Origin of the sequence: Streptomyces sp. NPDC088923, assembly GCF_044749745.1 — a bacterium.
Taxonomy (GTDB): Bacteria; Actinomycetota; Actinomycetes; order Streptomycetales; family Streptomycetaceae; genus Streptomyces.
The window spans coordinates 503,853-527,833 of the sequence record NZ_JBIVIO010000003.1; the positions used below are offsets into that span (position 1 = coordinate 503,853).

At 72.8% G+C, this 23,981-nt stretch carries 20 protein-coding genes and 1 pseudogene; 9 read left to right on the forward strand and 12 right to left on the reverse strand.

Annotated features, from left to right (window positions below):
- Positions 1–102 precede the first annotated feature (102 nt).
- Complete coding sequence (locus tag ACIP4O_RS17770) at positions 103–1,758, forward strand: tannase/feruloyl esterase family alpha/beta hydrolase (RefSeq protein ID WP_401575399.1); 1,656 nt, start codon at positions 103–105, stop codon at positions 1,756–1,758.
- Between the two features lie 122 nt (positions 1,759–1,880).
- Here ACIP4O_RS17770 and ACIP4O_RS17775 read toward each other — a convergent pair whose 3' ends face one another.
- Positions 1,881–2,342, reverse strand: coding sequence for an SsgA family sporulation/cell division regulator (locus ACIP4O_RS17775; protein ID WP_401575401.1), 462 nt, complete (start codon positions 2,340–2,342; stop codon positions 1,881–1,883).
- A 216-nt stretch (positions 2,343–2,558) separates the two neighbouring features.
- Here ACIP4O_RS17775 and ACIP4O_RS17780 point away from each other — a divergent pair, with 216 nt between their 5' ends.
- On the forward strand, positions 2,559–3,383 hold the full coding sequence (locus tag ACIP4O_RS17780; RefSeq protein ID WP_401575402.1) for an alpha/beta hydrolase: 825 nt from the start codon (positions 2,559–2,561) through the stop codon (positions 3,381–3,383).
- Positions 3,384–3,439: 56 nt separating this feature from the next.
- On the opposite strand, the gene ACIP4O_RS17785 is transcribed toward ACIP4O_RS17780, so the two are convergent.
- From ACIP4O_RS17785 to ACIP4O_RS17805, 5 genes and pseudogenes are all read right to left on the reverse strand, one after another.
- Positions 3,440–6,223: an AAA family ATPase gene (locus ACIP4O_RS17785; RefSeq protein ID WP_401575404.1), complete on the reverse strand. Its 2,784-nt coding sequence runs from the start codon at positions 6,221–6,223 to the stop codon at positions 3,440–3,442.
- Between the two features lie 321 nt (positions 6,224–6,544).
- Complete coding sequence (locus tag ACIP4O_RS17790; RefSeq protein ID WP_401575406.1) at positions 6,545–7,060, reverse strand: SRPBCC family protein; 516 nt, start codon at positions 7,058–7,060, stop codon at positions 6,545–6,547.
- A 219-nt stretch (positions 7,061–7,279) separates the two neighbouring features.
- Positions 7,280–10,072 (reverse strand): AAA family ATPase, encoded by a 2,793-nt coding sequence (locus ACIP4O_RS17795; RefSeq protein WP_401575407.1) that lies wholly within the window; start codon positions 10,070–10,072, stop codon positions 7,280–7,282.
- Between the two features lie 610 nt (positions 10,073–10,682).
- Positions 10,683–10,952 (reverse strand): annotated as a pseudogene (locus ACIP4O_RS17800) (helix-turn-helix domain-containing protein); the annotation flags it as partial.
- 58 nt (positions 10,953–11,010) lie between these two features.
- Positions 11,011–11,631 carry an HAD-IA family hydrolase gene (locus tag ACIP4O_RS17805; RefSeq protein WP_401575409.1) on the reverse strand — a complete coding sequence of 207 codons (621 nt, stop codon included), beginning with the start codon at positions 11,629–11,631 and terminating at the stop codon, positions 11,011–11,013.
- Between the two features lie 196 nt (positions 11,632–11,827).
- Here ACIP4O_RS17805 and ACIP4O_RS17810 point away from each other — a divergent pair, with 196 nt between their 5' ends.
- The gene (locus ACIP4O_RS17810; RefSeq protein ID WP_401575411.1) at positions 11,828–12,766 is read left to right on the forward strand and encodes an SGNH/GDSL hydrolase family protein; all 939 of its coding nucleotides are present in this window, start codon (positions 11,828–11,830) and stop codon (positions 12,764–12,766) included.
- A 191-nt stretch (positions 12,767–12,957) separates the two neighbouring features.
- Here the strand turns inward: ACIP4O_RS17810 and ACIP4O_RS17815 are convergent, their stop codons facing one another.
- A complete protein-coding gene (locus ACIP4O_RS17815; RefSeq protein ID WP_401575412.1) occupies positions 12,958–13,395 on the reverse strand; it encodes a nuclear transport factor 2 family protein in 438 nt (145 codons plus the stop codon).
- Complete coding sequence (locus ACIP4O_RS17820) at positions 13,392–14,318, reverse strand: RNA polymerase sigma factor (RefSeq protein ID WP_401575413.1); 927 nt, start codon at positions 14,316–14,318, stop codon at positions 13,392–13,394. Before ACIP4O_RS17820 ends, ACIP4O_RS17815 begins: the two co-directional genes overlap by 4 nt.
- Positions 14,319–14,866: 548 nt before the next feature.
- On the opposite strand from ACIP4O_RS17820, the gene ACIP4O_RS17825 reads away from it, so the two are divergent.
- Together ACIP4O_RS17825 and ACIP4O_RS17830 are read left to right on the forward strand one after the other, a co-directional pair.
- A complete protein-coding gene (locus ACIP4O_RS17825; protein ID WP_401575510.1) occupies positions 14,867–15,595 on the forward strand; it encodes a L,D-transpeptidase family protein in 729 nt (242 codons plus the stop codon).
- A gap of 249 nt (positions 15,596–15,844) precedes the next feature.
- On the forward strand, positions 15,845–17,383 hold the full coding sequence (locus ACIP4O_RS17830) for a GMC family oxidoreductase (protein WP_401575415.1): 1,539 nt from the start codon (positions 15,845–15,847) through the stop codon (positions 17,381–17,383).
- A gap of 20 nt (positions 17,384–17,403) precedes the next feature.
- Here ACIP4O_RS17830 and ACIP4O_RS17835 read toward each other — a convergent pair whose 3' ends face one another.
- Entirely contained in the window at positions 17,404–18,003 is a 600-nt protein-coding gene (locus tag ACIP4O_RS17835; RefSeq protein ID WP_401575416.1) for a TetR/AcrR family transcriptional regulator, read from the reverse strand.
- 287 nt (positions 18,004–18,290) lie between these two features.
- Between ACIP4O_RS17835 and ACIP4O_RS17840 the strand changes: the two genes are divergently transcribed.
- The 3 genes from ACIP4O_RS17840 to ACIP4O_RS17850 all read left to right on the forward strand — a co-directional run bounded on the left by ACIP4O_RS17840 (position 18,291) and on the right by ACIP4O_RS17850 (position 20,416).
- Entirely contained in the window at positions 18,291–19,259 is a 969-nt protein-coding gene (locus ACIP4O_RS17840) for a quinone oxidoreductase family protein (protein ID WP_401575417.1), read from the forward strand.
- A gap of 188 nt (positions 19,260–19,447) precedes the next feature.
- Positions 19,448–19,657 carry a helix-turn-helix transcriptional regulator gene (locus tag ACIP4O_RS17845; protein WP_401575418.1) on the forward strand — a complete coding sequence of 70 codons (210 nt, stop codon included), beginning with the start codon at positions 19,448–19,450 and terminating at the stop codon, positions 19,655–19,657.
- Between the two features lie 285 nt (positions 19,658–19,942).
- On the forward strand, positions 19,943–20,416 hold the full coding sequence (locus tag ACIP4O_RS17850; protein WP_401575419.1) for a Dps family protein: 474 nt from the start codon (positions 19,943–19,945) through the stop codon (positions 20,414–20,416).
- A gap of 137 nt (positions 20,417–20,553) precedes the next feature.
- Here the strand turns inward: ACIP4O_RS17850 and ACIP4O_RS17855 are convergent, their stop codons facing one another.
- Positions 20,554–20,997: a nuclear transport factor 2 family protein gene (locus ACIP4O_RS17855; RefSeq protein ID WP_401575421.1), complete on the reverse strand. Its 444-nt coding sequence runs from the start codon at positions 20,995–20,997 to the stop codon at positions 20,554–20,556.
- A gap of 329 nt (positions 20,998–21,326) precedes the next feature.
- Positions 21,327–21,923 carry a TetR/AcrR family transcriptional regulator gene (locus ACIP4O_RS17860; protein WP_401575423.1) on the reverse strand — a complete coding sequence of 199 codons (597 nt, stop codon included), beginning with the start codon at positions 21,921–21,923 and terminating at the stop codon, positions 21,327–21,329.
- 171 nt (positions 21,924–22,094) lie between these two features.
- On the opposite strand from ACIP4O_RS17860, the gene ACIP4O_RS17865 reads away from it, so the two are divergent.
- A complete protein-coding gene (locus ACIP4O_RS17865) occupies positions 22,095–23,324 on the forward strand; it encodes an epoxide hydrolase family protein (protein WP_401575424.1) in 1,230 nt (409 codons plus the stop codon).
- Here ACIP4O_RS17865 and ACIP4O_RS17870 read toward each other — a convergent pair.
- On the reverse strand, positions 23,287–23,838 hold the full coding sequence (locus tag ACIP4O_RS17870) for an SRPBCC family protein (RefSeq protein WP_401575425.1): 552 nt from the start codon (positions 23,836–23,838) through the stop codon (positions 23,287–23,289). The two genes, ACIP4O_RS17865 and ACIP4O_RS17870, sit on opposite strands and share 38 nt — an antisense overlap.
- Between the last annotated feature and the right edge of the window lie 143 nt (positions 23,839–23,981).

Genomic DNA, 23,981 nt, shown 5'->3' on the forward strand with positions numbered 1-23,981 from the left:
GGGCGAACCATGACGAAAGGTGGAACACATCACGCCGGGCACCCCGCCCGTGACGCCTTCTCACCTTCCGAACCTCCTCCGCATCCCATGAATGGATCACTGATGAGACGCCTTCTGACCGTCCTCGCGGCCTCCACCCCGCTCGTGGCGGCCGTGTACCTGCCGACCGCGTCGGCGAGCACCGGGAGCACCGCCTCCACCACGTCCGCTTCCCCCCTCTCCGCCCCCACCGCGTCCGCCTGCTCCGCCCCCCGTGTGAAGGCCCCGGCCGGTACGAAGGTGGAGAACGTGACCGCCGTGGCCCACGCGGCCGGTCCCGTGGACGTCCCGGAGATCCCCCCGCTCGGGCCCGTCCACGTCCCCGACGTACCGGCCTTCTGCGACGTGACCGTCACACTGACCCACCCCGGGCAGGGCGACCACGCCAAGGTGCGGGTCTGGCTTCCGGCGCAGAGGTGGAACGGGCGCCTCCAGACCCTCGGCGGGAGCGCCTACGCCGCCGGGGACTACGGGGCGGGCCTGGCCGGCGCGGTGAAGAACGGCTACGCCGCCGCCACCACCGACGCGGGGGTGAGCACGTACGTCGACAGCTCGTGGGCGCTGGACGCCCAGGGCAAGGTGAACCAGACGCTCCTGAAGAACTTCGCCTCCCGCTCCCAGCACGAGGCGGCGGTCGTCGCCAAGCAGGTCGTCGCCGGCCAGTACCACCGCCCCGCCTCCTACGCGTACTTCAACGGCTGTTCCACCGGCGGCCGGGAGGGCTACGCGGAGGCCCAGAACTACCCGAAGGACTACGACGGCATCCTGGCCAACGCCCCGGGGATCAACTGGGACGAGTTCGAGGTCGCCACGCTCTGGCCGCAGGTCGTCATGAACGTCGAGAAGACGTTCCCGACCGACTGCGAGCTGAACGCCTTCACCGCCGCCGCCGTCAAAGCCTGCGATCCCCTCGACGGCGCCGAGGACGGACTGGTGAACGACCCGGACGCCTGCGACTTCGACCCGCGCACGCTCATCGGCACGAAGATCGACTGCCAGGGGCAGCAGCTCACCCTCACGGCCGCCGACGCCAAGGTGGTACGCAAGATCTGGGACGGCCCGCGCACCGCGAACGGCGAGCACCTGTGGGCCGGTGTTCCCGTCACCGCCGCTCTCCCCGGTCTGGCCGGCACCAAGCTCAACGACGACGGCACCCGGTCGGGCGTCCCATTCCAGGTCCCGGCCCAGTGGGTGAGCGACTGGGTGGCGAAGAATCCCTCGCTCGACATCACGACGATCACCTACGAGCGGCTCGCCACGCTGTTCAAGCAGTCCGAGGCCGAGTACGACAAGGTCATCGGCACCGACGACCCGGACCTCTCCGCCTTCCGCGCCACCGGTGGCAAGCTGCTGACCTGGCAGGGCACGGACGACCAGTTCATCCCGGCGGCCGGGACGAAGCAGTACCACGAGCGCGTCGTGCGGGACATGGGCAGCACCAAGAAGACGGACGACTTCTACCGCTTCTTCCTCGCCCCCGGCACCTCGCACTGCGGATTCGCCAACGGCATCGGCGGCACGGACGACCTCGGCGCCCTGCGCACCTGGGTCGAGCACGGCAAGGCGCCGCAGACCCTGCCCGCGACGCTGATCACCTCCACCGGCCAGCCGGTCACGCGTGACCTGTGCGTCTACCCGCGGGCGCTGGTCTACAAGGGCCGCGGCGACGTCGCCGACGCGAGCAGCTTCCGCTGCGCCACACCGCACGGCCGTCACTGACGATCCCCCGCCGAACGCGCCCCAGCCGCGGTACGCAAGCAATCGCAGTACGCGGAACAGCCCTTTCCCCCGGCGGGTGTGCCGGGGGAAAGGGCTGTTCCACGTCCGCTCCCGCGCGGCGTTCAGTCGGACGGCACCTCCGGAGCCTCGGACCACCACGCCGTGAGAGCGCCCCAGTCCACCGGCTCCAGTTCGGTCCCGGCGGGTACCACCTGGTACGTGACCTCCAGCCACTCCAGCAGCGGATGCACCGGCAACTCGAAGAGGGCCGCCTCCTCCGTGCCGCCCAAACGCAGCCACGCCGTCGCCGGCGCGTCCAGGCACGACGGCCACACCTGCACGTCTCCCAGCCCGCTGAGCGCTCGCATTCCGTGGTGGAGCAGGTCGCGCCCGAGGTGCCACACGACCCCGGGGCAGCCCTCGGGGGCGAGCCGCACCGTCACCACCAGCGGCGATGCGGGGTCGTACCGGAACTCCGCCTCCACGGACCGCTGGAGGCACACATCCAGTACCTGCTGGATGTCCACCGTGAGGGCACCGCACGAAGCCGGCCTGCGGGGGGTGCGATGGTGGTCGCCGCTCATGACAGTGATCCTTCCGGGGACGTCTGCTGACAGCCCGTACTCTCGCCCGTCACACACTCGGACACATCAGTCAGTTGACGGCGGAGATGACACATGTGTGGCGTGCGCGTTCGTGGACCGCCTGGAGCGCTCGGAGGGCGTCCCAACTTCGGCGGATTAAGCCATTCGACTGAGTCCGCGCCGGGCCGCCCGGACGATCCTGGACCGGTCGCCCGCATGCCGGTGCAGGTCGTCATCATGCTCGGAGGTCTCCCCGTGACCCGTACTCCCGTCGTCTTCATCCACGGCGCGTGGCTGCACGCGCGGTCCTGGGAGTCGTGGGCGGAACGCTTCGCGGGCCGCGGCTGGTCCACCCACGCGCCCGGCTGGCCGGGGGAGCCCCCCACCGCCGGGGAAGCCAGGAACAGCGCGGAACTGCTTCCCGATCTGGGCCTGGAGGAACTGACCGAGCACTATGCCCGGCTCGTCCGCTCCCTCGACGCCTCCCCGGTCCTCGTCGGCCACTCGGTCGGCGGTCTGGTCGCCCAGCACCTGCTCGGTACGGGAGTGGGCGAAGCGGCGGTGGCACTCGCGGCGGCCCCGGTCAACGAGGTCCCTCTTCCCGCGGTGCGGATCGCGAGGGACCGCGCGGCCACCGGCCGGGGGCCGGTGCTGCTCAGCCCGGCCCGGTTCCGGGAGACCTTCGCCAACACGGTGCCCGAGGAGGAGGCGCGGCGGCTCTACGAGCGGTACGCGATCCCCGCCCCGCGCCGCCTCCTCGACGACCTCGGCTGCGCGGGCGCCCCCCGCCACCCGTTCACGGCGGCGGACACGGCGAACCCCGGGCGTGGCCCGCTGCTGCTCGTCTCCGGGCAGGAGGACCTGGTCGTCCCTGACGGGGTCACCCGCGCCGTCTACAAGCAGTACGGGGACTCCACCGCCCGCACCGACCTCAAGCAGTTCGCCGATCGCGGGCACACCCTGATCGTGGACGGCGGCCGGCGCGTCGTCGCCGACTACGTCCTCTGGTGGCTCGACGAACACGTCGTCGGCGCCACGTAGATCCCGGCAGAGGTGCTCCGAGACCTGTGTCCCGGCCGTCGCCGGCGCTCCCGCGCTCAGGGCGTCGGGTCCGTCGTCCCGGTGGCCGTGCCCAGAGCGTCGCGCAGGGCGGCACGGGAGGTGATGCCGAGCTTCGGGAACACCCGGTAAAGGTGTGAGCTGACGGTGCGCGGCGACAGGTGCATCCGCTCGCCGATCTCCTTGTTGGTCAGTCCACTCGCGGCGAGCCCCGCGATCCGCTGCTCCTGCCAGGTGAGCTCCGCCAGGTGCGCGGAGCCGGGCCGGGCCGCCCTGCCGGAGGCGCGCAGTTCGGCGCGGGCGCGAACCGCCCAGGAGGCGGCGCCGAGACGCTCGAAGGACTCGGCGGCACGAGTGAGCGCCGCGCGCGCCGATGTGGGGCCTTGCGCGTGACGCAGCCGGATGCCGTGGGCCAGGCGTATCCGCGCCAGTTCGAAGGGGAAACCGGCCGCGCCGGGCACCCCCTCCGCCCGCGCGCACATGGCGGCGGCCTCCTCGTCGTCCTCGGCGGTCATCGCGAGGGCCCCGTACGTCAGCAGCGCGAGGCGTGGCGAGACCCGCGGCAGACCCGCGTCCCGGGCGGCCAGGGCGTGTGCGCGGGCCTCGGCACCACGCCCTGTGTGGACGGCCGCCTCCACGAGGTCGAGCAGCGTACGGGGCGCCTGGTGGGCGCAGGCCTCGAAGGTCCCGGGGGAGGTGATGCCGATCGCGTAGAGGTAGGCGGCCTCGTAGTCCCCTTCGCTGAGCGCCGCGATGGTGCCGACGGCATCGGCGATCTGCGTGAGGAAGCCGATGCCGCGCGGGCGGGCCCAGGACTCGACGGCGGACTGGAGCTCCCGGGCGCGGTCGAGTCCACCGCGCAGGGCGGCGAGCAGCGCCAGGTAGGCGCGGCTGTGATGGGCGAAGAGCGCGTGGTCGTGCGCGAGCGCGAGGCCGAGGCCGCGTTCGCCGGTGCGCTCGGCCTCGTCCCACTCGCCGACCGCTATCTGGTCCAGCATGATCAGGTGCAGCATGGTCATGCCGATGGCGGTCGCGCCGGTCTCCACCTCGCGGTCGACCGTGCGGCGCAGGTGGGGGCGGTACTGGCCCAGCGTGTCCAGGTGGTAGGCGCTGACGCCGAGGCGGGCCACGTCCCAGGGCTCCAGGCGCGGCAGGCCCGCGAACTCCTCCTCAAGGCGCTCGCGGGCGTCCCCGCCGTGCCGGACCACGTCGCTCCAGGTGTCGCGGTAGAGCAGCGAGCGGGCCGGTACGGGTCCGGCCGGGGCGCCGAGCGCGCCGACGAGGGCGCGGGTGTGCTCCCAGGAGGCGGCGTCGCCCGCGTACTGACTGATCGCCAGGAGCAGGTTGACGAGGCGTTCGAGCACCTCCTCCTCGGCCGGTCCGTGGACGCCGCTCGCGCGCAGCGCCTCGATCGCGGCCGCCACCTGGCGGCGTGAGGAACGCACCTCGCCGTCCTGGTACAGCGCGAGGTACGCGGCGGCGACCACGGTGGCGGGGGAGTCGCCGTGGCCCAGCACCGCTTCGGAGCGCACGAGTTGTTGTGCCTGGTCGAAGAGGGCGGCGTGCCCGGCGATGAACGCGGCGCCCCCGAGCCGGCGCGAGCGCTCCTCGCGCTCCTCGCTCAGCTCGGCGGCCCGCGTCAGCCAGCCCATCGCGGCGAGCGCGCCGCCGCGCCGGGTCGCCGACTCCGCGGCCGCCTCCAGTTCGGTGGCGACCCGCTCGTCCGGGTCCACGGTGGCGGCGGCGAGGTGGGTGGCGCGGCGTTCCACGTCGTCCTGGTGGACCCGGGCCAGCGCCGCGTGCGCCGAGCGCCGCTCGTTGGGCGTGGCCATGTGCACGACGGTGGACCGCACCAGGGGGTGCCGGAAGACGAAGTCGCCGCTGACCGGGTCGATCTCGACCAAGCCCGCGTGGGCGGCCTCGTCCGCGTCGGTCATGCGGTAGCGCACTCCCCGGCCGCTCGCGGGGGCGGCACCCGAGACGACGCCGTCCAGGGCGCCGCGCAGCAGTTCCGCGCGTGCCTCCTGGCTCAGGGCGCTGATGCGGGTGCCGTAGACGTGTTGCAGCCGACGGGGCAGCGGCACGCCTTGGTGGCCGAGCAGTTCCTCGATGCCGCGCTCGGCGCGGGAGACGAGGAACGGCGGCAGCTCAAGCAGGGCCAGGGGGTTGCCGCGGGCCTCGTCGAGGACGATGCCCCGCAAGCGCGGGTCGAGCCCGGGGTGGTGCCGGTCCAGGAGTTCCTCGGAGGCGGCGGACGAGAGGGTGGTGACCGGCAATTCCGGGAGCGCGGCCGTGTCGAAGCGGGAGGCGATGTCCGCGCGCACCCCGACGAGGAGCTTGACGGCGCCTCCGGCGAGCCGTCGCCCCGCGAAACCGCACACCTCCACGCTCCCGGCGTCGAGCCACTGGCCATCGTCCAGGGCGAGCAGCAGCGGCTTCTGCGAGGAGGCCACCGAGAGCAGGTCCAGTACGGCGATGGACAGGGCCATCACCGACGGCGGGGTCGGCCCACCACGCCCGAAGACCACCTCGAAGACCTCGCGGTGCGCCGGGTCGAGCCGGTCGATGTGGGGCAGCAGCGGATGAAGGAACTGGTGCAGTCCGGCGAACGGCAGGTCGGATTCGGCCTCGACGCCGATGGCCCTGATCACCCGGTGGCCCTCGCGGGCGGCGAGGCCCGCGGTGTGTTCGAGCAGCGCGCTCTTGCCGATGCCCGTGTCGCCCCGCAGGACGAGGGCTTGTCCGCTCGGCGCGCAGACGAACGAGGCCAGTTCCTCCTGTTCGCTCGCGCGCCCGATCAACGTCTTGCCGTATGGCTCCATGCGGCCCCCGTTCCCTTCGCCGGTTGTGCGGTCCTCGGTCTGTGCCGTCCGGGGCGGACGCGAGGGGTGCGTTCCTCCGGGACAGGGCGCGCGACGGTGCGCGGCTGAGGCCGTCCACCATGTGTGACCGCCGCCCCCGCCGTAGCCCGGAGTCGCCCGGTCCTCGACGAGCAGCGTAGAGCGACACGTGTCCGCTCGTCACGGGAGGGTGGCCTCCCGGGTGTGTCGCGAGCCCGGGGAGGCCCGTCCCGTACATGTGTGGATGTGTTCCGGGCCAGCCGGGGGAGAGCGGTCACATGTGTCATGGTCCGGGTCCCCGGGTCAGAGCGGGAAGGGCTCGTGGGGCGCGGAGTCCCCCGGTGCGGCCGCGTCCGGTGGGGGGTCCGCCTCCAGGGTCCGTCTGAGCCGGGCCAGCCACAGGGCGTTGAGGCGGTCGGCCCGGCCGGGCCCGGGCCCGGCGGGACCGCGGACGACGCTCTCGCTCACCACATGGGTCGCGCCGTCCCCGCGCGGCCGCAGCAGCCATGCCTGGTAGAGCAGGGTCCGGGCGCCGATCCCGGACCAGCCGAGCCTGGTGTGCGGCACCTGCTCGCCGACGATCACCTCGAACCGGTCGTCCCCGAGCCACAGTTCGAAGGTGTTCTGGGGGGCGCCGAACCGTACCCGCTCGACCCCGGGCACCCACAGCGGCCAGCGCTCCACGTCGATGAGGCGCGCGAAGACCCGCGACGCGGGCGCCCGCACCACCGTGTGCGCGTGGCAGAAGCCGTGGGCGAGGCCGGGGGTGAAGCCGGAGGGCCAGTGGATGTCCGGGTCGCCGTCCTGGACGTCGTGCATCCCGTGTTTCCCTCTCCCGCCGGGCTGCCGGGGCCGGGCCCCGGTGAAACGTGTCCCGTCACTGTGGCCGAGGAGCCGGGCCGGGCGGAATACGTCATATGGCTTGCCGCATGACGGCATCTCTCGGCGGACGCGGGCCCGGCCCGTACGTCACCTCTCGCCCCCTGCCCGCCGGGCGCGATCCCGTACGTCACACCCCATGCCCCCGGCCGGACCGGCTCAGTCCCCGGATCGCGTCCCCGGGGCGTCGAGGGTGTTCAGGGCGTCGCGCAGGGCCGCGCGGGAGGAGATGCCGAGTTTGCGGTAGATCTGGTAGAGGTGGGTGCCGATGGTGCGGTGGGAGAGGAAGAGACGATCGGCGATCTGCTTGTTGGTCAGGCCGGAGGCGGCGAGCTGGGCGATCGGCCGCTCCCTGGCGGTGAGGACCGCCGTGGCGTCGGTGGCGCCGGGCACGGCCTGCCCGGCGGCACGCAGCTCCGAGGCGGCGCGCGCGGCCCAGGGCGCGGCGCCGAGGTGCTGGAAGGCGGCCAGGGCGCGGGTCAGCTCGTCGCGGGCCTCGGTCCCGGCCCGCAGCCGGCGCAGGCGCTCGCCGTGGGCGAGACGGACCCGGGCGGTGTCGAAGGGCCACCGGGGCGAGCCGTGGGCCAGGGCCTCCTCGAAGAGCGGCAGTCCCGCCTCGCCGGGCGTCGTCAGCGCCTGGCTCGCCCGGGCCAGCATCCGCAGCCGGGGCGACAGCCCGGGCATCCCCGAGGCGCCCGCCGCGGCCGCGTGGGCGGCGGCGAGCTCCTCGCGTCCCGTGCGCTGCGCCGCTTCGACCAGGTCCATCGCCGCCCACATGGCGAGCGGGACGAACGGGGCGAGGGTGCCGGGGGTGGTGAGCGCGCTGCCGTGCCGGTAGGCGCTCTCGTAGTCCCCGCTGCCGAGGGCCGCGATCCCGAGCGCGTGCAGCGCGAAGTACCGGGCGCCGTGCGCGCCGCGCGGCGCCGCCCACCGCACGATCCGCTCGGCCGCCTGCGCGGCGGCCTCCGCCTCGCCCCGCGCGGCCTGGACGGCGGCCTGCACGTAGTCGAAGTACCACGCGCAGAAGCCGAGGTCGTACTGCTCGCACAGCGCGTGCCCCTCGGCGGCGCAGCGGGCGGCGTCGTCCCAGCGGCCCAGGTGGTAGTAGTCGATGCCGAGGTGCATGAGCGCGCCGACGTGGTGGCGAGCCGGCGCGGTGCCCGCCCGGCCCTGCTCGATCAGGCGCAGATTGGCCTCGCGGATCTCGGGGAGCCGGTCGGCGTAGGCGCTGGCCCGGGCGAGACGGGAGGGGTCCTCGTGCGGCTCGGCCAGCAGTTCCCGCAGCCGGGGGAGGGCGCCGGGGCCGGTACGGGCGGGGTCACCGAAGGTCTCGACGCTGACCCGGAGCAGGTCGGGTGCCCGCGGTACGAGCCGGTCGAGGATCTCCAGAAGGGGCTGCCACAACGCGGCCTCGCCCCCGTACCAGCACAGCAGGACGAGGGTGTGCAGCGCCTCGCAGAGGGCGGGATCGGCGGCGTCCCAGCCGTGCCCGCCCTCGGCGCCGGACTCGATCGCGCCGACGAGGAGGCGGTGTGCCGTGCCGATGTCACCGTCGCGGTTGATGAGCAGGAACGCGGAGGCCGCCGCGGCGTGCAGGGACTGCGTACTGCCCGGGTCGACCGACCGGGCGTCCTCCAGGAGGCGTGAGGCGTCGTCCAGTTCGCCGCCCGCCTCGGCGCCGATGTACGCGGCCTCGGCGAGCCGCCGGGCCCGGGGCGCGGGCCGCGGACTCAGCACCGCCGCCCGGATCAGCGCCGCGACGGCGCCGAGCGCGTCCCCGCGCCGCAGCCGCAGGTGGGCGGCGTGCTCAAGGAGCCCGGCGACCTCCTCGTCGGGGCCCGCCGCCGCCTCGCCCAGGTGCCAGGCGCGGCGCTCGGGGTGGTCCGTCAGCACGTCCGCGAGCGACTGGTGGGCGCGGCGGCGTTCGGCGGTGGTCGATCCCTCGACCACCGCCGAACCCATGAGGGGGTGCCGGAAGGAGATCCGGCGGGTGTCCGGGCTGATCCGCACCAGGCGGTCCCATGCGGCGGCGGTGATGTCCTCGACCGCGGCACGGCCCGCCGCTGCCGCCTCCACGGCGGCGAGGTCACCGGTGCCGTCCAGTGCCGCGAGGAGCAACAACTCCCTTGCCCCGCTCGGGAGTCCGGCGACGCGGGAGGCGAACAGCGCCTGGAGGCGTTCGGTCAGCGGCAGCACCGACGGCAGCGCCGCCGACGTCGTCCGCTGGTCCCCGGTCAGCGCGGCGGGCAGTTCGACGAGGGCCAGGGGATTGCCGTGCGCCTCGGCGGCGACACGGCGCCGCACGGCCGGGGAGACGTCGGGGTGCCGGCGGCGCAGGAGCTCGGCGGCGGCACCGGAGTCGAGCGGCTCGATCCTGTGCTCGGTCAGCCCGCTGGACTCGAAGAAGCTGTCGGTGCCGTTGCGGCACGCGGCGAGGAAGTCGACGTGGGAACCGACCAGCCGACGGGCCACGAAACCCAGGACCGCCGTCGTCGCCCGGTCCACCCACGGCAGGTCGTCCACCACCAGCAGCAGGGGTGTGTCCACCGACACCTGGCGCAGCAGGAGCAGCGCCGCTGTCGAGGTCAGCAGGCGGTCGGGGGCGGGTCCCGAGCCGATGCCCACGGCCACCCGCAGCGCGTCCCTGTGCACCGGTTCCAGCGCGTCGAAGGAGGTGAACAGCGGCAGCAGCAGCTGATTCAGGCCGGAATAGGCGATGTCCGCCTCGAACTGCACCCCCTGGGCACGGAGCACCCGCACGCCGTCGCGCTCGGCCGCACCCGCGACCTCGTCGAGCACCGCGGTCTTGCCGACCCCCGCCTCACCGCTGAGCAGCAGCGCCGCCCCCGTGACCACCGGGTTGCCGAAGAACGACCGGATGAACGCCAGATCCGCCCCGCGCCCGACAAGACCCGGCATCGCGGGACCGGCCGTCCCACCCACGTCGCTCATCCCGATTCCCTCCCAGCCCTCGGTCGCCGTGGTCCCGCACCCCGGGCGGGCTCCCGCCCCCACGCGCTCGGCGTGGCCTTCTCCCGCCCGTCTCCCTCGGTGACGCCCGCGCCCCGCGTCCGCGTGTCCGGCGCGCAGTCTCTCACGAGGAAGCGGTCCCTCGGCCAGCGGGTGTGAAAGCGGTTCCATTCCTCGGTTCCACTCCCCGTGTTGCTCACGGAGCACGCCCCGGCATTCATACGTGTGCCCTGGTCCCGTGCTGGCCCCGCTCCGTACGCCGGGCGCCGGGGACTGCCAGGGCGCCGAGGAGGAGAACCGACGTGTCGGGCCCGGAGCAACTCGCGTTCAAGACCAGCGATCCGGCGCTCCGCGGACCGGGCCAGGAGACGGGCCGAGCGGCACCGGCCGAGGACGGACCGGCCCGGGGGCCGCCACCCTCCCGCGCCCGCTGTCGGCTCCGCTCCGCATCTTCGCGCGCGGCGCGCATGTGGCGCGGGTATGGCGCGTTTCCACCCGTAGGTGGCCGTACGTGTCACGCTCCCGCCGCGTCCAGGTTTTCGGTGAAGAAGGCGGCGAGGCGGTCCACGGCCTGGTCGACGTACTCCTTCCTGTCGTACAGGTAGGTCTGCTGGTCCTGGTCCAGCCGCGGCGCGGGCACGAGTCTGCCGAGCACCGATGCGGAGGCGCGGACCATGCCCTGTTCGAGACGGGTGTAGTAGTCGACGCTGATCGGGGCGAGCCGCGCCACTTCCTCGCGGCGCAGCCCGGCGACGCGGCGCGGGCCGCCGGACACCGGCAGCCCGCACTCCTGTGGTGTCAACTCGGCCCCGCGCGCTTTGAGGAAGGAACCGAGGAGGCGGCGGGCGGAAGGCTCTGCCAAGTGAACCAGTGTGCCCGACACGGGCACACGTGTGCATGGGTCCCGCGCGGGGGAGCCCTCACCGAGAGGCGAGCGCGAGGCCGAGCAGTTGTTCCAGCGCGGCGACCGTACGGCCCGGCTCCTCGGCGTGCACGGTCGCGAAGCCCAGCCCCGCGGCGGGCGGCAGATAGCTCGCGGTGTCATCGACGAACACGCAGTCGGCCGCCGCCATCCCGAGCTTGTCGAGCACCAGCGCGAACGCGGCCTCCTCCGGCTTGCGGACCCCGTGGTCCTCGGAGATCACGACGGCGTCGAAGTCCAGGTCGTACCCGGCGTACAGGTCCCACGGCGCACGGCCCACGGAGTTGGAGAGGAGCGCCACCGGGACCCCGGCGCGGCGCGCCGCCGCGGCCGCGCCGATCAGCTCCGGCTGCGGACGCAGGTCGGCGAAGAGGCGGCCCATGAGGTTGTCGGCGGCAAGGCCGGTCCGGTCCGCCGCCTCGGCGTTCCACCGGGACTGGGTGAGGGCGCCGCGCTCCAGCTCCTCGGTGAGCCGGATCATCTCCGCGTCGGCGTACAGGGCGCGGAAGAGGGTGCCCTCGGCCAGTCCCTCCCGCCGTTCGAAGGCGAGCGCGGCGGGGATCAGGGGGGTGGTGAGCACACCACCGAAATCGAGGACGAGGGCTTTGCGAGGGGTCATGGTGTGACCATAGCCGCACCTCCGGAACGTACCGACGGGCAGGTCCGCCGTCGGTGACACGTGTGCGGTGGCGCGCTCGCTGGGCCGGCGCTCGCCGGGAGAGCAACGCATTCGTTATCACGCACGATGATCCTCGCGGGGGGCGCGATACGTCCATGGGGTGGAAGCTTTCCAGCCTTTCCCGAAAGGAATACATGTGACGAGCCGTTCTTCCGCCTCCGGCCGCCGCCGCGCCGTGGCGGCCGCTGCCGCCGTACTGGCCGGGGCCGCCCTGTTCGCGGGCACCGCGCCCGCTCAAGCCCACCAGGGCAGGCCCACGGGCACGCACGCACATCCCCGCCCCCACACCGGGACCCACGCGCACCGCGTCGACTACGTGGCCCTCGGCGACTCCTACGCGTCCGCCCCCGGCGTACCGGACCAGGTGGACGCGACCTGCCTGCGCTCCAGCGCGAACTATCCCTCGCTGGTGGCACGAGCCACCGGGGCGAAGCTCACCGACGTGACGTGCTCCGGCGCCACCACCGCCGACATGACGGGGCCCCAGGGCACGGTGGCGCCGCAACTCGACGTCCTGGAGAGGGGAACCGACCTGGTCACCCTCACCGTCGGCGGCAACGACATCGGCTTCACGACGGTGCTCGGCACCTGCGCGAAGCTGTCGGCGAGCGACCCGTCGGGCGCGCCCTGCGCAGAGCACCTCACCTCGACCGGCACCGACCAGGTCACCGGGGCGATCAACGCGAGCGCCCCCAAGATCGCCGACGTCCTGCGCCGTATCCACCGGCGCGCTCCGCACGCCCGGGTCGTGCTCGTCGGATACCCGGACCTCTTCCCGGAGGACGGCGTGGCGTGCACCAGCGCCACGGTCCCGCTCGCCGCCGGTGACTTCCCCTACCTGCGGGACAAGGAGAAGGAGCTGAACGCGATGCTCGCGCGCGAGGCCCGGCGCGGTGGTGCGCGGTACGTGGACACCTACGGGCCGACGGTCGGCCACGACCTGTGCCGACCGACGGGTACGCGGTGGATCGAGACCTTCGCCCCCCAGCCCCCGGCGGCTCCGCTGCACCCCAACGCGGCGGGTGAGAGCGCGATGGCGGGGGCTGTCGCGCACAGCCTGCCGGGTCGCCGCTGAACTCTGCCCGGCCACTGGCGAGCCGTATGCCCGGCGGCCGTTGAGCCGTATGTCCGGCGGCCGCTCACCCGCACGCCGGGGTACCGCTCACCCACATGCCCGGGTACCGCTGCGCGGAGCGCCCGGACCGGTTGTTCGAGCCGGTCCGGGCGCCCCGCCGCCCCGTGCTGCGTGCTGCCGCGCGTCGCGGGTCAGCCGCGCAGGTGGTGGCTGACGTCGCCCACCAGGTGGATGCGCAGCCGCCGTTCGGCGAAGAGCCAGCGTCCGCCGCGCCGGACGAGGCGGTCCTCGTACCTGCCCGCCGCGACCGCTTGGAGCGGGAAGTCCGGCAGCGCCTGGAAGACGGTGACGGCGGAGCGGGCGCTCGCGCCGCGGCCGTCCTCGTCGACCTCGACGGCACTGGTCGTGGTGACGTGCTGGGTACGGGGCGTGCCGTCCTCGTACCGGATCACCGAGGCGTTCAGCATGGCCTCGACCCCCGCGCCGCCGACGGCGGGCCTGCCGCTGCCGCGAAAGACGGAGTCCCCGGTGAACAGGGTGCCCACACCGGCGAAGTCGCCGGCGTCCACGAGTTCGGCGTAACGGGCGATGAGCTGGGACACGGCGAGGACGTCGGCAGACGCGTTCACAGGTGCGGGACCGGGCTTTCCATGGAGGGTCGGGGTGCGTGGTACAGGCTGAGCCGGTCGACGCGACCGCCGGTCAGGGTCATGATCCAGGCGACCCCGGGCGGGCAGTGGCCGGGGTCGTCCGGAGGGTTGAGCAGGTCCATCTCCCACACGACCAGGGAGCGTCCGGCGGTCACGTGCGCCGGGCGCTGACGGACCCCGGCGGACAGGTCGCCGTCCATGCCGGCGAGGAGCAGGGGCGTGCCACCCAGCCGCAGGCCGCCGCCGAACACCGACAGGCCGGGCGCCCAGCGGTCGGCGGCGACCCGCGCGAACTCGCCGCGCTCGGCGGCGGCCAGCGTCTCGTACGCCTCGGTCCAGGACTCCTCGGTGCGCCGGCGGGTGTCCTCGTACGCCCCGTCGGCGGCCGTGCGCAAGGCGGCGGTGAGCGCCGCGCGCGCCTGGTGGAGCCGGCTGCGTACGGTGCCGACGGGTATCCCGCACACCTCGGCGATCCGCTGGTACGGCGTGAGGCCGACGGTGAAGTACCGCAGGACGACGGGCAGTCGCAGCGTGGGCGACAGAGACTCCACCGCCGCCCAGACCCAGTCCCGCATCACGTGCCTGTCCAGGACGCTCTCCGGCGTGGAGGCGCTGGGCGGCAGGGGCACCTCGGCGACCGGTTCCGTACGCCCCCTCTCGCGCAGCAGGGTACGGGCGCTGTTGCGGACCACCATGCGCAGCCAGGCTCCCGTCGCCGCCGGGTCGCGGACGTCGCCGATCCGGCGCAGGGCCACGAGGGCGGCGTCCTGGAGGACGTCCTCGGTGTCGGGCCCGGGTCCGAGAAGGCTCAGCGCGACCGCCCGCATACCGGGTCGGTGACGTTCCAGCAGAGCGCCCAGAGCCGCCACGTCGCCGCCGCACGCGGCCAGCGTGAGAGCCACATCCTCGGTTCCGGTGTCCCGGGTCGCGGTGCGTGTCGTGGGGGTGTGTCCGCTTCCGTCTGCTACGGCAGGCATGTATCTCCTCGCACATGTACGCCCCGGATACCCGCCGAGCATACGGCAGACGTCCGGGCAGGGGGCGTGGGCCGGACGCGACGGTCTGCGGCGGCACCTCACCCGCCGGGGCGCGGTGGTCGGGGTGTCAGCAGCCTCGTCGGTTCGTCACCACTTTGACAGGTGACAGGTTTAAGCGCAAGGAGAGCGGCGCGCGCGGGGCGACGCCCTCGCGCGCGGCGGTGGCGCGTGGCCGGCGATCCGGGACCGGCTGAACCTCCGTACCCTTGCGCAACGTGACAGGAGCGAACGCGCGGCCCGGGCAGACCAGTCGGCGCCGCCCGCGACCGCGCACTTAGTCAGTACGTCCGAGGCGCGTCCTCGGAAGCGGGTGAAGGGAAGGAAGAGACGTGGACCCCAGGAACAGACCTCCGCTCGTCACCGCACGGGCGACTCTCCCCGGCGACAGGCATCCACGCGCGCGCCTCGGCTTTCTGCTCGCCGCGCTCGCCGCCGTCGCGGGCTGCTCCGCCGCGCCCGCGGACCGTCCGGCGGCCGCCCCGGCACGGACGACGCACGCCGCCGTACCCGCCCCCGCGGCCACGACACCGACCGCTTCCCCTTCGCCCGCCCTTCCCGCCCGCCTGCCCCACCTGGGAGAACGGATGCTCGACCGCATCCCGGCCGACAGCCGCCAAGCCGTCGTCGTCACGGGCGAGTCGAAGGACTCCCCGCGCGGTCGCCTCGTCCTCTACCGGCGCACCGGAGCGGGCTGGCTGGCGGGCCCCTCCTGGCCCGCGCACAACGGTGACAAGGGGTGGACCGACGACCATCACGAGGGCGATCTCCGTTCACCCATCGGCGTCTTCACCCTCAGCGACGCGGGCGGCCTGCGCCCCGACCCGGGCAGCCGCCTGCCGTACCACCGTTCTTCCCACTTCGTCGCCGGCGGCACCGGCTTCCAGGGAGAACCCCTCGCCGGCTCCTTCGACTACGTCGTCGCCATCGACTACAACCGCGCGAAGGGAACCTCACCCCTCGACGGAACCCGCCCGCAGGGTTACGGGAAGGGCGGCGGCGTATGGATACACGTCGACCACGGCGGCCCGACGCACGCGTGTGTCAGCATCGCCGCGGAGCACATGAGGGAACTCCTGCGCGCCCTGGACCCGAAGCAACACCCCGTCATTGTGATGGGGGACGCGGCCTCGCTCGCCGGGTGAGACAGAGCGAGAGCGGGTGAGGCGGGGCGAGCGCGTGTGAGACGGGGCGGGCGCGGGCCGGGGCGCCGGAGCCCGCCCGGAGCCGTCCACGCCACCTGAGCCAGCGGCTCGGCCGATGCCGGCACACATGTGTGCGCGACGGGAGCGGACACGATGCTACGCTCGACACGTATCACTGATCCGCTCGCTTCGTGTGTGTCAACGGCGTGCCTCTCCGAGCCGCACGACCGGGCAGGAAGAGGCGGGGACATGCCGAACGCGACCGAACAGCCCACGCAGAGCTACGACTTCGTCCTGGTGGGTGGAGGATCGGCCGGCTGCGTGCTGGCCGCCCGCCTCACCGAGGACCCCGCGACCCGCGTGCTCCTGCTGGAAGCGGGCGCACCCGCCGAGGCGCTCCCGAAAGCCGTGGCGACGCCGCCCGCCTGGCCCTCGCTCGCCGCGACGGAGGCGAGCTGGGGCGAGCGCACCGAGCCGCAGGGGCCGGACGGCGGACTCGTCGCACTGCCCCGGGGCAAGGGTCTCGGCGGCTCCTCGGCCATCAACGCGATGGTCTTCGCCCGCGGCCACCGCTCCAGCTACGACGCCTGGGCCGGACTGGGCGCGAGGGGCTGGTCCTACGACGAACTGCTGCCCTGGTTCCGGCGCACCGAGACGGCGCTCGGCGGCGGTACGGGGCGCGGCACCGACGGTCCGCTGATCGTCGGCCCGGCCGCCGAACCCAATGACGTGCTCCTCGCTCTCCTCGACGGTGCCACCTCGATCGGGCACCACCGCGCCCGGGACATCAGCGGCGGACTGGAGGAGGGCTTCGCGCCCGTCGATCTCAACATCGTCGACGGACGTCGGCAGAGCGCCGCCGACGCCTACCTCACCCCCGTGCTCGACCGCCCCAACCTGCGCGTCGTCACCGGCGCGCGCGCCCACCGGCTGCTCCTCGACGGGGGCCGCTGCACCGGCGTCGAGTACACCGTCGACGGGCACGGCTTCACCGCCCGGGCCGCCCGCGAAACGGTCCTCACCGCGGGCACCCTCGGCTCGGCCCACCTGCTGCTGTGCTCCGGTATCGGTCCCGCCGACGAACTGCGCGCCGCGGGGATCGAGGTGCGGCACGCCCTGCCGGGCGTCGGGCGCAACCTCCACGACCACCCCCGCGTCAACCTGGTCCACCGCACCCGCCGCGAGGTCCCGGAGGCGCGGCACAACCACGGCGAGATCATCGGCCTGCTGCGCGGCCCCGAGGCCGGGGACGGCGGCCCCGACATCCAGCTCATCTTCATCGACCTCGCGCTGCCCAACCCGGTGGCGCCGGTGGAGAACGGCTTCTCCATCGGTGTCTCACCGATGCGTCCCGCGAGCCGCGGCACCCTGCGGCTCGCGTCCGCCGACCCGTTCGTCCCGCCCGTGATCGACCCGCGCTACTTCGCCGAGGAGCAGGACGTACGGGCCGTCCTCTCGGGCATCGCCACCGCGCGCGAGATCGTCGCCTCCGGTGCGCTCTCCCCCTGGGGCGCGGAGGAGGTCGCCCCCGGCCCGGCCCTCACGAGCGCCGCGGACCTGGCCGGCTACGCGCGCCGCTTCTTCGGCTCGTACTGCCACCCGGTCGGCACCTGCGCGATGGGCGAGCACGGGAACGCCGTCGTCGACCCGGCGCTACGCGTCCACGGCCTCGCCGGGCTGCGGATCGCGGATGCCTCGGTGATGCCGTCCATCCCCTCCAACAACACCAACGCGACGGTCTACGCCCTCGCCGAACGCGCCGCCGGTCTCCTGCGCGACGCCTCCTGACCCGGCTCCCGCCGACGGGGTCAAATCCGCGCTCGTGCACCGCCTTTGAGGTGGTCGATCAGGATGTCGAGGACTGCTTCGAGGTGGGTGCTGTCCCCGGTCGACCGGAGCATCTGGACGCCGCCCTGGATACCCGCGATGAAGGCCGCTGCCGCCCGTCGCGGGTCCAGGGCAGGATCGACGAGCCCTTCGGCCTGCATCGTCGCGACGCCCTGACGGAGGAGCCCCTCCCAGCGGGAGAGCAGCGTCGAAGCCACCTCGGCCGCCCCGGGGGTGCTGCCCACCTGGTCCATCAGCGTCCCGAGCGGACAGCTCGCCCCCTGGGCCTGGTAGCGCGCCACGACGGCGTCCCGCCAGCGGGACCACGCGGCCCACGTGTCGAGGGAGTCGATGTGGGGCTGCTGGTCGGTGATGACGCGGTCGGCCTCGTGGCGCGCGACGGCGAGGAGGATCTCCTCCTTGCCGCCGGGGAAGTAGTGGAACAGCTGCCCCTTGCTGGTCCCCGTGATCGCTCGGATGTCGTCGAGTGTCACCGTCCCCGGGGCGTCACTGCGCACGTGTGCCGCCGCCCCCTCGATGATGCGCTGTCGGGTGGCGAGGCCCTTAGGTGTGAGTGCCATGGTCGTCAGCGTACCGCGCGTTGCACCACGCTTATGGAACGCGCGGTCCAGTCATGGGGGAATTTCGATCCCCTTTGTGAGCCTTTGGCGGGCCGCTCGCCATGCCACTTCCTGGACTTGCCGGTCCAAAAAATGCCTCCTACGCTCATACCTGTCACTCGGCATCGCACCGAAAGGCAGGGGACCTCTCCTGTGCCGGAAGTGCCCGGGGCGACACATCCATCCGCTGCTCGGCGGCTGTTCCCCGCGGAGTTCACTCCGTGGTTCTCTACGAAAAGGTGTGCACGATGCGTGCTGTAGTGCTGGAAGAGACCGGTGGTCCCGAAGTTCTCAAGCTGAGGGAGTGGCCCGACCCCGAGCCCAAGGCCGGCGAGCTGGTCGTGGATCTCGATTTCAGCGGTGTCAACTTCATGGACACCGGCACCCGTGCGGGCTTCCTTCCCCTCGGCCTGCCCCTCATTCCGGGCGTCGAGGGCGCGGGCCGGGTGAGCGCCCTCGGGGAGGGTGTCGATGGCTTCGCGATCGGTGACCGGGTGGCGCTGCTCTCGGACTCCGGCGGCTACGCGGAGAAGATCGCGATCGCCGCGGACCGGGTGGTCCCCGTCCCGGACGACATCCCGAGCGACGTCGCCGCCGCGACGATGATGCAGGGCCTGACGGCCCACCACTTCGTCACCGAATCCGCCCCGCTCACGGCCGGGGAAACCGCGCTCGTGCACTCCGCCGCGGGCGGGGTGGGCCGCCTCGTCACTCAGTTGCTCACCCTGCGCGGAGTGCGCGTGATCGGCCTCGTGTCCCGTGAGGAGAAGGTGGCGGCGGCCAAGGCGGCCGGCGCGGACGAGGTCCTCGTCTCCTCCGGCGGCGACTTCGTCGGATCCGTCATGGAACTGACCGGCGGGGAGGGCGTGCACGCGGTCTTCGACGGTGGCGGCGCCACCACGTTCTGGCCCTCGACCGAGGTCCTGCGTCGAGTCGGCACGCTCGTGTACTACGGCCCGCTGATCGGCGACATCCCCAAGGTGAGCATGTTCGACCTGCCCAAGAGCATCAAGGTCACCTACGCGGTCTTCTCCGACCACATCCACACCCCGGACCTGCTCCGTCGGCACACCGGCGACCTGTTCGACAAGATCCGCGAGGGCGAACTCCGGATCGACATCACAGGCCGCTACCCGCTCGGTGACGCCCACCAGGCGCACTCCGACATCGAGTCACGGCGCACCTCCGGCAAGCTGCTGCTCGACCCGAGCCGCTGAGCGACCGGCGTGGGACACACCTGGTCATGCCCGTGCCCGGCGGAGGAGCGGAACACGCCGTCACCCCGCCGCCCTTGCGGCCGGCACCCCGGCACCGGGCGGCTGCCCCACGACGAGGCCGGAGCGGGCGAAATTCAACGAGTACGGGCCGCAACGTCGAGGACGTGGCCCGGGGAGCGGCCGTGTCCATGACGCCGAGGGAGCGCGAGATCGCCGACATGGCGGCGGACGGCATGACGATCGAGGAGATCGGCGCGCGGACACGGCTGCTCCCGCGCACGGTCGGCACCGTGCTCTACCGCGTACTGCCACGCCTGGGCGTGACGACGCGCGGAGCGCTACGCCCGGCCCTGGACCGCCTGGACGCGGTGAACACGCCCGCCCCGCCCGGTCGTTGAGGGGCGCCGGACCGCCCGCTTCCCGTGAGGGGGCGGCGGGCGCGCCTCCCGGCGCACTCGTCGGACCGTCGAATGACGCAGCCCGCGCCCCCGCGGCAGGAGTCCGCGCGTGCCCCGCGCCGTCATCTGACCGATGCGGTGTCACCCGTGGCAGAGCACGCTGAAAGCGCTCCTCCTCCCTCGCCCCGGACCCGCCGGAAGTGGGGGAGTCCAGCCCCCGCGGCCACGCTCCGCCGGTCACTCCCGGCGTGCCGGGGCCGCGGCCGAAGCGATGGGAAACCCCTCATGGCCGTCATCAACAGTCCGCTGCCCGAAAAGGAACGCGAGATCGCCGGGCGCGCTCTGCAAGCGACTCTCGTCGACCTGCTCGACTTGTCCCTCCTCGCCAAGCAGGCGCACTGGAACCTGTACGGTCCGCGCTTCCGCTCCATCCACCTGCAACTCGACGAAGTGGTCGCGAGCGCCCGCGACTTCGCCGACACGGTGGCCGAGCGGGCCGCCGCTCTCGGCGTCAGCCCCGACGGACGCGCGGACACCATCGCCGCCGGCACCCGGCTCTCCGCCTTCCCACCCGGCTGGCGCAAGGACACCGAGGCCGTCGAGGATCTGGTGCAGGTCTTCGCCGTGGTCATCCGCGAGGTACGTGCCCGCATCGCAGAAACGGCCGACGCCGACCAGGTCACGCAGGACCTGCTGATCGGCCTGGCGGCGGAACTGGAGAAGCAGAGCTGGATGTTCCAGGCGGAGAACCGCACGTGACAGCCCTCGTGCGAGGGAGGGAGCGGCGGGGTGAAAGCCCCGGGCCGCCCCCGTCGTCGCGGCGGTGCGCTCTCCGGTCCCGGCGGGAGGACTCGCCATGGGCGAGCGCGGGCCGGGGCCGGGGCGCGGGGGCGCCGTCAGGGTGTGATCTCCATCCGCAGCCGGGTGAGTTCGCTCCCGGAGATGCGCCACTCGCCGTCGGTCTTCCGGTAGCTGTCGTGGTAGTGACCGAAGCCGTGCATGCGGGAGAAGGGTGCTTCGGGGTGGGCCTCGCGATCGTGGAAGATGAGGTCCTCCATCGCCCACACGCCCTCCGCGGTGGTCTCCGAGGTGAAGGACACCTCGTGCGAGAAGAGGTGGTGGACGGGCTGTCCGGCGCCGACCCGTTCACCGATCGTCCGCGCGAACTCCGCCGCCGGGACCTCGTTGACCAGGTTGCCGTCGACGTCGCGGAAGCGCATGACGGCGTCCTCCGTGAACAGGGCCGCCACCGCGTCCCACCGCTTGGTGTCGGCGTACCGCGCGTACCGGCTCTTCAGCTCGCGGATGCGGTCGAGATCGGTGTGTGTCAGGGGGGTCATACGTGTCTCCTTGACTGCGAACATGTGCCGAGCGCGGGCGCACGCTGCTCAGGGGGGCCTGCGCCCGGGAAGCGACGGGACGGGCCGGGTGACGGCCGTGGGCCCGGGGTCTCACCCTCGTGGGACCGCCCTCGTGGCCGGTCAGCCTCCCGGGCCGGAGAGCCACCGCACCGCGTGCGGCGACGGCTTCGTACCGGTCCCGAGCCACGGCGGGGCCCACTCCGAGGATGGATTGAATGATCCAAGGCTTACGCTCACACAATGGATTGTCAAGTCCATTCTCGCGGATGGCCGCACTTCGCCGCGCTCCCGTGCGGGACGTCGACGCGCTACGCGGCTTCGCCGGACGCGGGCCGCATGGGGGCGATGGCCGCGGTAAGTGCTGCCTTGAGGTAGTCGGTCCTGCCGGTCACCTGGAGCAGCACCACGCCGCCTTGCACTGTCGCCAGGATGCTCTGTGCTCTGGCGTGCGCGACGTCGGTTTCCTCGCCCGTCAGTGAGCGCACGCCGCGCAACAGGGCCTGCTCCCACTCGTCGAACAGGGTGGAGAGGATCGTCCTGCTCTCGGGGGATGACTTGCCCAGTTCGGTCGTGAGGTTGCCGAGCGGGCAGCGCTGCCCCAGCTCCGTGTAGTGGCTGAGTACCGCCTGGTGCCACGCCTGCCAGCTCTCCCAGGTGGAGAGGTCGTCGAGGAAGGGCCGCTGCGCCGCGAGGACCTGTCCGGCCTCGTGCTCGGTGACCGCCAGGAGGATGTCCGCCCGGCCGCCGGGGAAGTAGTGGAAGAGCTGGCTCTGGCTGGTCGCCGTGGCTGCTCGCACATCGTCCAGCGTCGTCTCGGCGACGCCCTTCTGTCTGGTCAGGAGCGCGGTCGCGTCCACAATGCGCTGCCGCGTCGCCCTGCCCTTCGCTGTCAGTCCCGTGCTCATTCCCCCATTCTCCCGCCCGCCGGACGTGCCGGCCCACGAGGTCTCCGGCGCGACCGGGCTCTTTTCTGGACTTGCCGGTCCAATCATTGGGGGCCATGATGAATGGACCGAGGAATCCAAAAGCTGTCGACCAGCTTTCCCGCCCCCCTCCCTCACGAAAGAAGGACTCCCATGAATCCCACCGCCTCCGGCCCTGCTGTTCCCCCGTTCACCGTAGCCATCGACGAGGAGGTCCTCGACGACCTCCGGACCCGGCTGAGGCGCACACGTTTCGCGTCCGACGCGGAGAACGAGGACGAACGGTACGGCTTGAGCACCGCCTACCTCAGACCTCTCGTCGAGTACTGGGCCGACGGCTTCGACTGGCGCGCCGCGGAGCGGAAGCTCAACAGGTTCCACCAGTACCGCGTGGACGTCGACGGCACCCCCGTGCACTTCATCCACGAACGCGGAACGGGCCCCGCCCCCATGCCGCTGCTCCTGGCACACGGCTGGCCCTGGACCCACCACCACTGGCACAAGGTGATCGGGCCGCTCACCGATCCCGCCGCCTTCGGCGGTGACCCGGCAGACGCCTTCGAGGTGGTCGCCGTCTCCCTCCCCGGCTTCGGCTTCTCGACCCCGCTCACCAACCCCCGCGAGAACTACGCGGACATGGCGGACCGCTTCCACCACCTCATGACGGGAGTCCTCGGCCACGAGAAGTACGGGATCGGCGCGGCCGATTACGGGGCGCTGGTGGGCGCACGGATGGGGCACAAGTACGCCGACTCGCTCCACGGCATCCATCTCGGCAACGAGATGCCCCCCACGATGTTCCAGGGCGACCGCTTCTGGGACCTCACCGGAGGCCAGCGGACCGAGGACCTGCCGCCGGCGGAGCGCGCCCGGCTCCTGCGGCGCGACAACGTCTACGTCTCACACGTGGCAGCGCACACCCTGGACGCCCAGACGCTCACCCACGGCCTCAACGACTCCCCGGCCGGCATGCTCGCGTGGATTCTCAAGCGCTACAAGACGTGGAGCGACCGCGACGGGGACTTCGAGGCCGACTGGCCCGTCGACGACATCCTGACCTTCGCCACGATCTACTGGGTCACCGCCTCCCTCGGGACCTCGATCCGCGCGTACAAGAACGCGAGCCTGTACCCGCCGAAGCCGGTCGACGACAAGACGCCCTACGTGCGGGCCCCCGCCGGCTTCACGTTCCTGCTCGGCGACTCCTCGCCCGGCGCGGAGACGGCCGCGGAGCGCGTGAAGATCTTCGAGAACGGGGGCGGCCGTTTCTACGCCGACGTACGCGCCGTGAACGTCCATGAGAAGGGCGGCCACTTCGGTCCCTACGAGAACCCGGAGGCGTGGATCAACGACCTGCGGGCGACCTACCGTCCCCTGCGCTGAGCGACTCGTGCACGCCGGAGGCCTCCCTCCCCGCCTCCGGCCGCCCGACGTTCTCCGAGATCTTCGCGAGCTGCCCGTGCCACAGTTCGTCCAGCCGCCGGGCCCACAGCGGGGCAGCCGCGTCGATCGCCTTCGGTGCGGAGCCGCGTACGACGTTCTCCACGACGATCTCGGTGCCACTCTCCACCTCGGTGAACAGCCACGCCTGGTACAGCTGCACGCTCGTGCTGATCCACAGCCAGCCGAGCCTGGTGGGTGGCACGTACTCGCCCACGAAGACCTCGAAGTGCTGCCCGGCCCAGTTCGCCTCGAAGGTCCGCGCGAACGACTCGGTGCTCACACCTTCGCAGCCCGGAACCCAGCTGGTCCAGTCGGCCGCGTCGGTGAGGAAGGCGAAGATCCGTTCCGGGCGGCTCGGCACGACGGCCCGGGCCCGGTGGAAACTGTGCGCCTCGGCGGGCGAGAATCCGGACGGCCAGTGGATGTCCGGATGACGTTCTGAGGTGTCGTGCATCCGTCGTCTCTTTCCGCTGCTGCTCTGGATCGGCGCGGTCGCCGGAATCGGCGGGCCGAGGAAGAAGGATCTGACAGGCTCACGAGCGGGACCAGGGACGCGCTCGCGCGGGCACGAGTCTACGGCTGTCACCTGCGTCGCAG

Coding starts and splice junctions, on each gene's coding strand:
- ACIP4O_RS17770 (WP_401575399.1), top strand. CDS start 103: ATGAGACGCCTTCTGACCGTCCTCGCGGCCTCCACCCCGCTCGTGGCG.
- ACIP4O_RS17775 (WP_401575401.1), bottom strand. CDS start 2,342: ATGAGCGGCGACCACCATCGCACCCCCCGCAGGCCGGCTTCGTGCGGT.
- ACIP4O_RS17780 (WP_401575402.1), top strand. CDS start 2,559: ATGCCGGTGCAGGTCGTCATCATGCTCGGAGGTCTCCCCGTGACCCGT.
- ACIP4O_RS17785 (WP_401575404.1), bottom strand. CDS start 6,223: ATGGAGCCATACGGCAAGACGTTGATCGGGCGCGCGAGCGAACAGGAG.
- ACIP4O_RS17790 (WP_401575406.1), bottom strand. CDS start 7,060: ATGCACGACGTCCAGGACGGCGACCCGGACATCCACTGGCCCTCCGGC.
- ACIP4O_RS17795 (WP_401575407.1), bottom strand. CDS start 10,072: ATGAGCGACGTGGGTGGGACGGCCGGTCCCGCGATGCCGGGTCTTGTC.
- ACIP4O_RS17805 (WP_401575409.1), bottom strand. CDS start 11,631: ATGACCCCTCGCAAAGCCCTCGTCCTCGATTTCGGTGGTGTGCTCACC.
- ACIP4O_RS17830 (WP_401575415.1), top strand. CDS start 15,845: ATGCCGAACGCGACCGAACAGCCCACGCAGAGCTACGACTTCGTCCTG.
- ACIP4O_RS17835 (WP_401575416.1), bottom strand. CDS start 18,003: ATGGCACTCACACCTAAGGGCCTCGCCACCCGACAGCGCATCATCGAG.
- ACIP4O_RS17840 (WP_401575417.1), top strand. CDS start 18,291: ATGCGTGCTGTAGTGCTGGAAGAGACCGGTGGTCCCGAAGTTCTCAAG.
- ACIP4O_RS17845 (WP_401575418.1), top strand. CDS start 19,448: ATGACGCCGAGGGAGCGCGAGATCGCCGACATGGCGGCGGACGGCATG.
- ACIP4O_RS17850 (WP_401575419.1), top strand. CDS start 19,943: ATGGCCGTCATCAACAGTCCGCTGCCCGAAAAGGAACGCGAGATCGCC.
- ACIP4O_RS17855 (WP_401575421.1), bottom strand. CDS start 20,997: ATGACCCCCCTGACACACACCGATCTCGACCGCATCCGCGAGCTGAAG.
- ACIP4O_RS17860 (WP_401575423.1), bottom strand. CDS start 21,923: ATGAGCACGGGACTGACAGCGAAGGGCAGGGCGACGCGGCAGCGCATT.
- ACIP4O_RS17865 (WP_401575424.1), top strand. CDS start 22,095: ATGAATCCCACCGCCTCCGGCCCTGCTGTTCCCCCGTTCACCGTAGCC.
- ACIP4O_RS17870 (WP_401575425.1), bottom strand. CDS start 23,838: ATGCACGACACCTCAGAACGTCATCCGGACATCCACTGGCCGTCCGGA.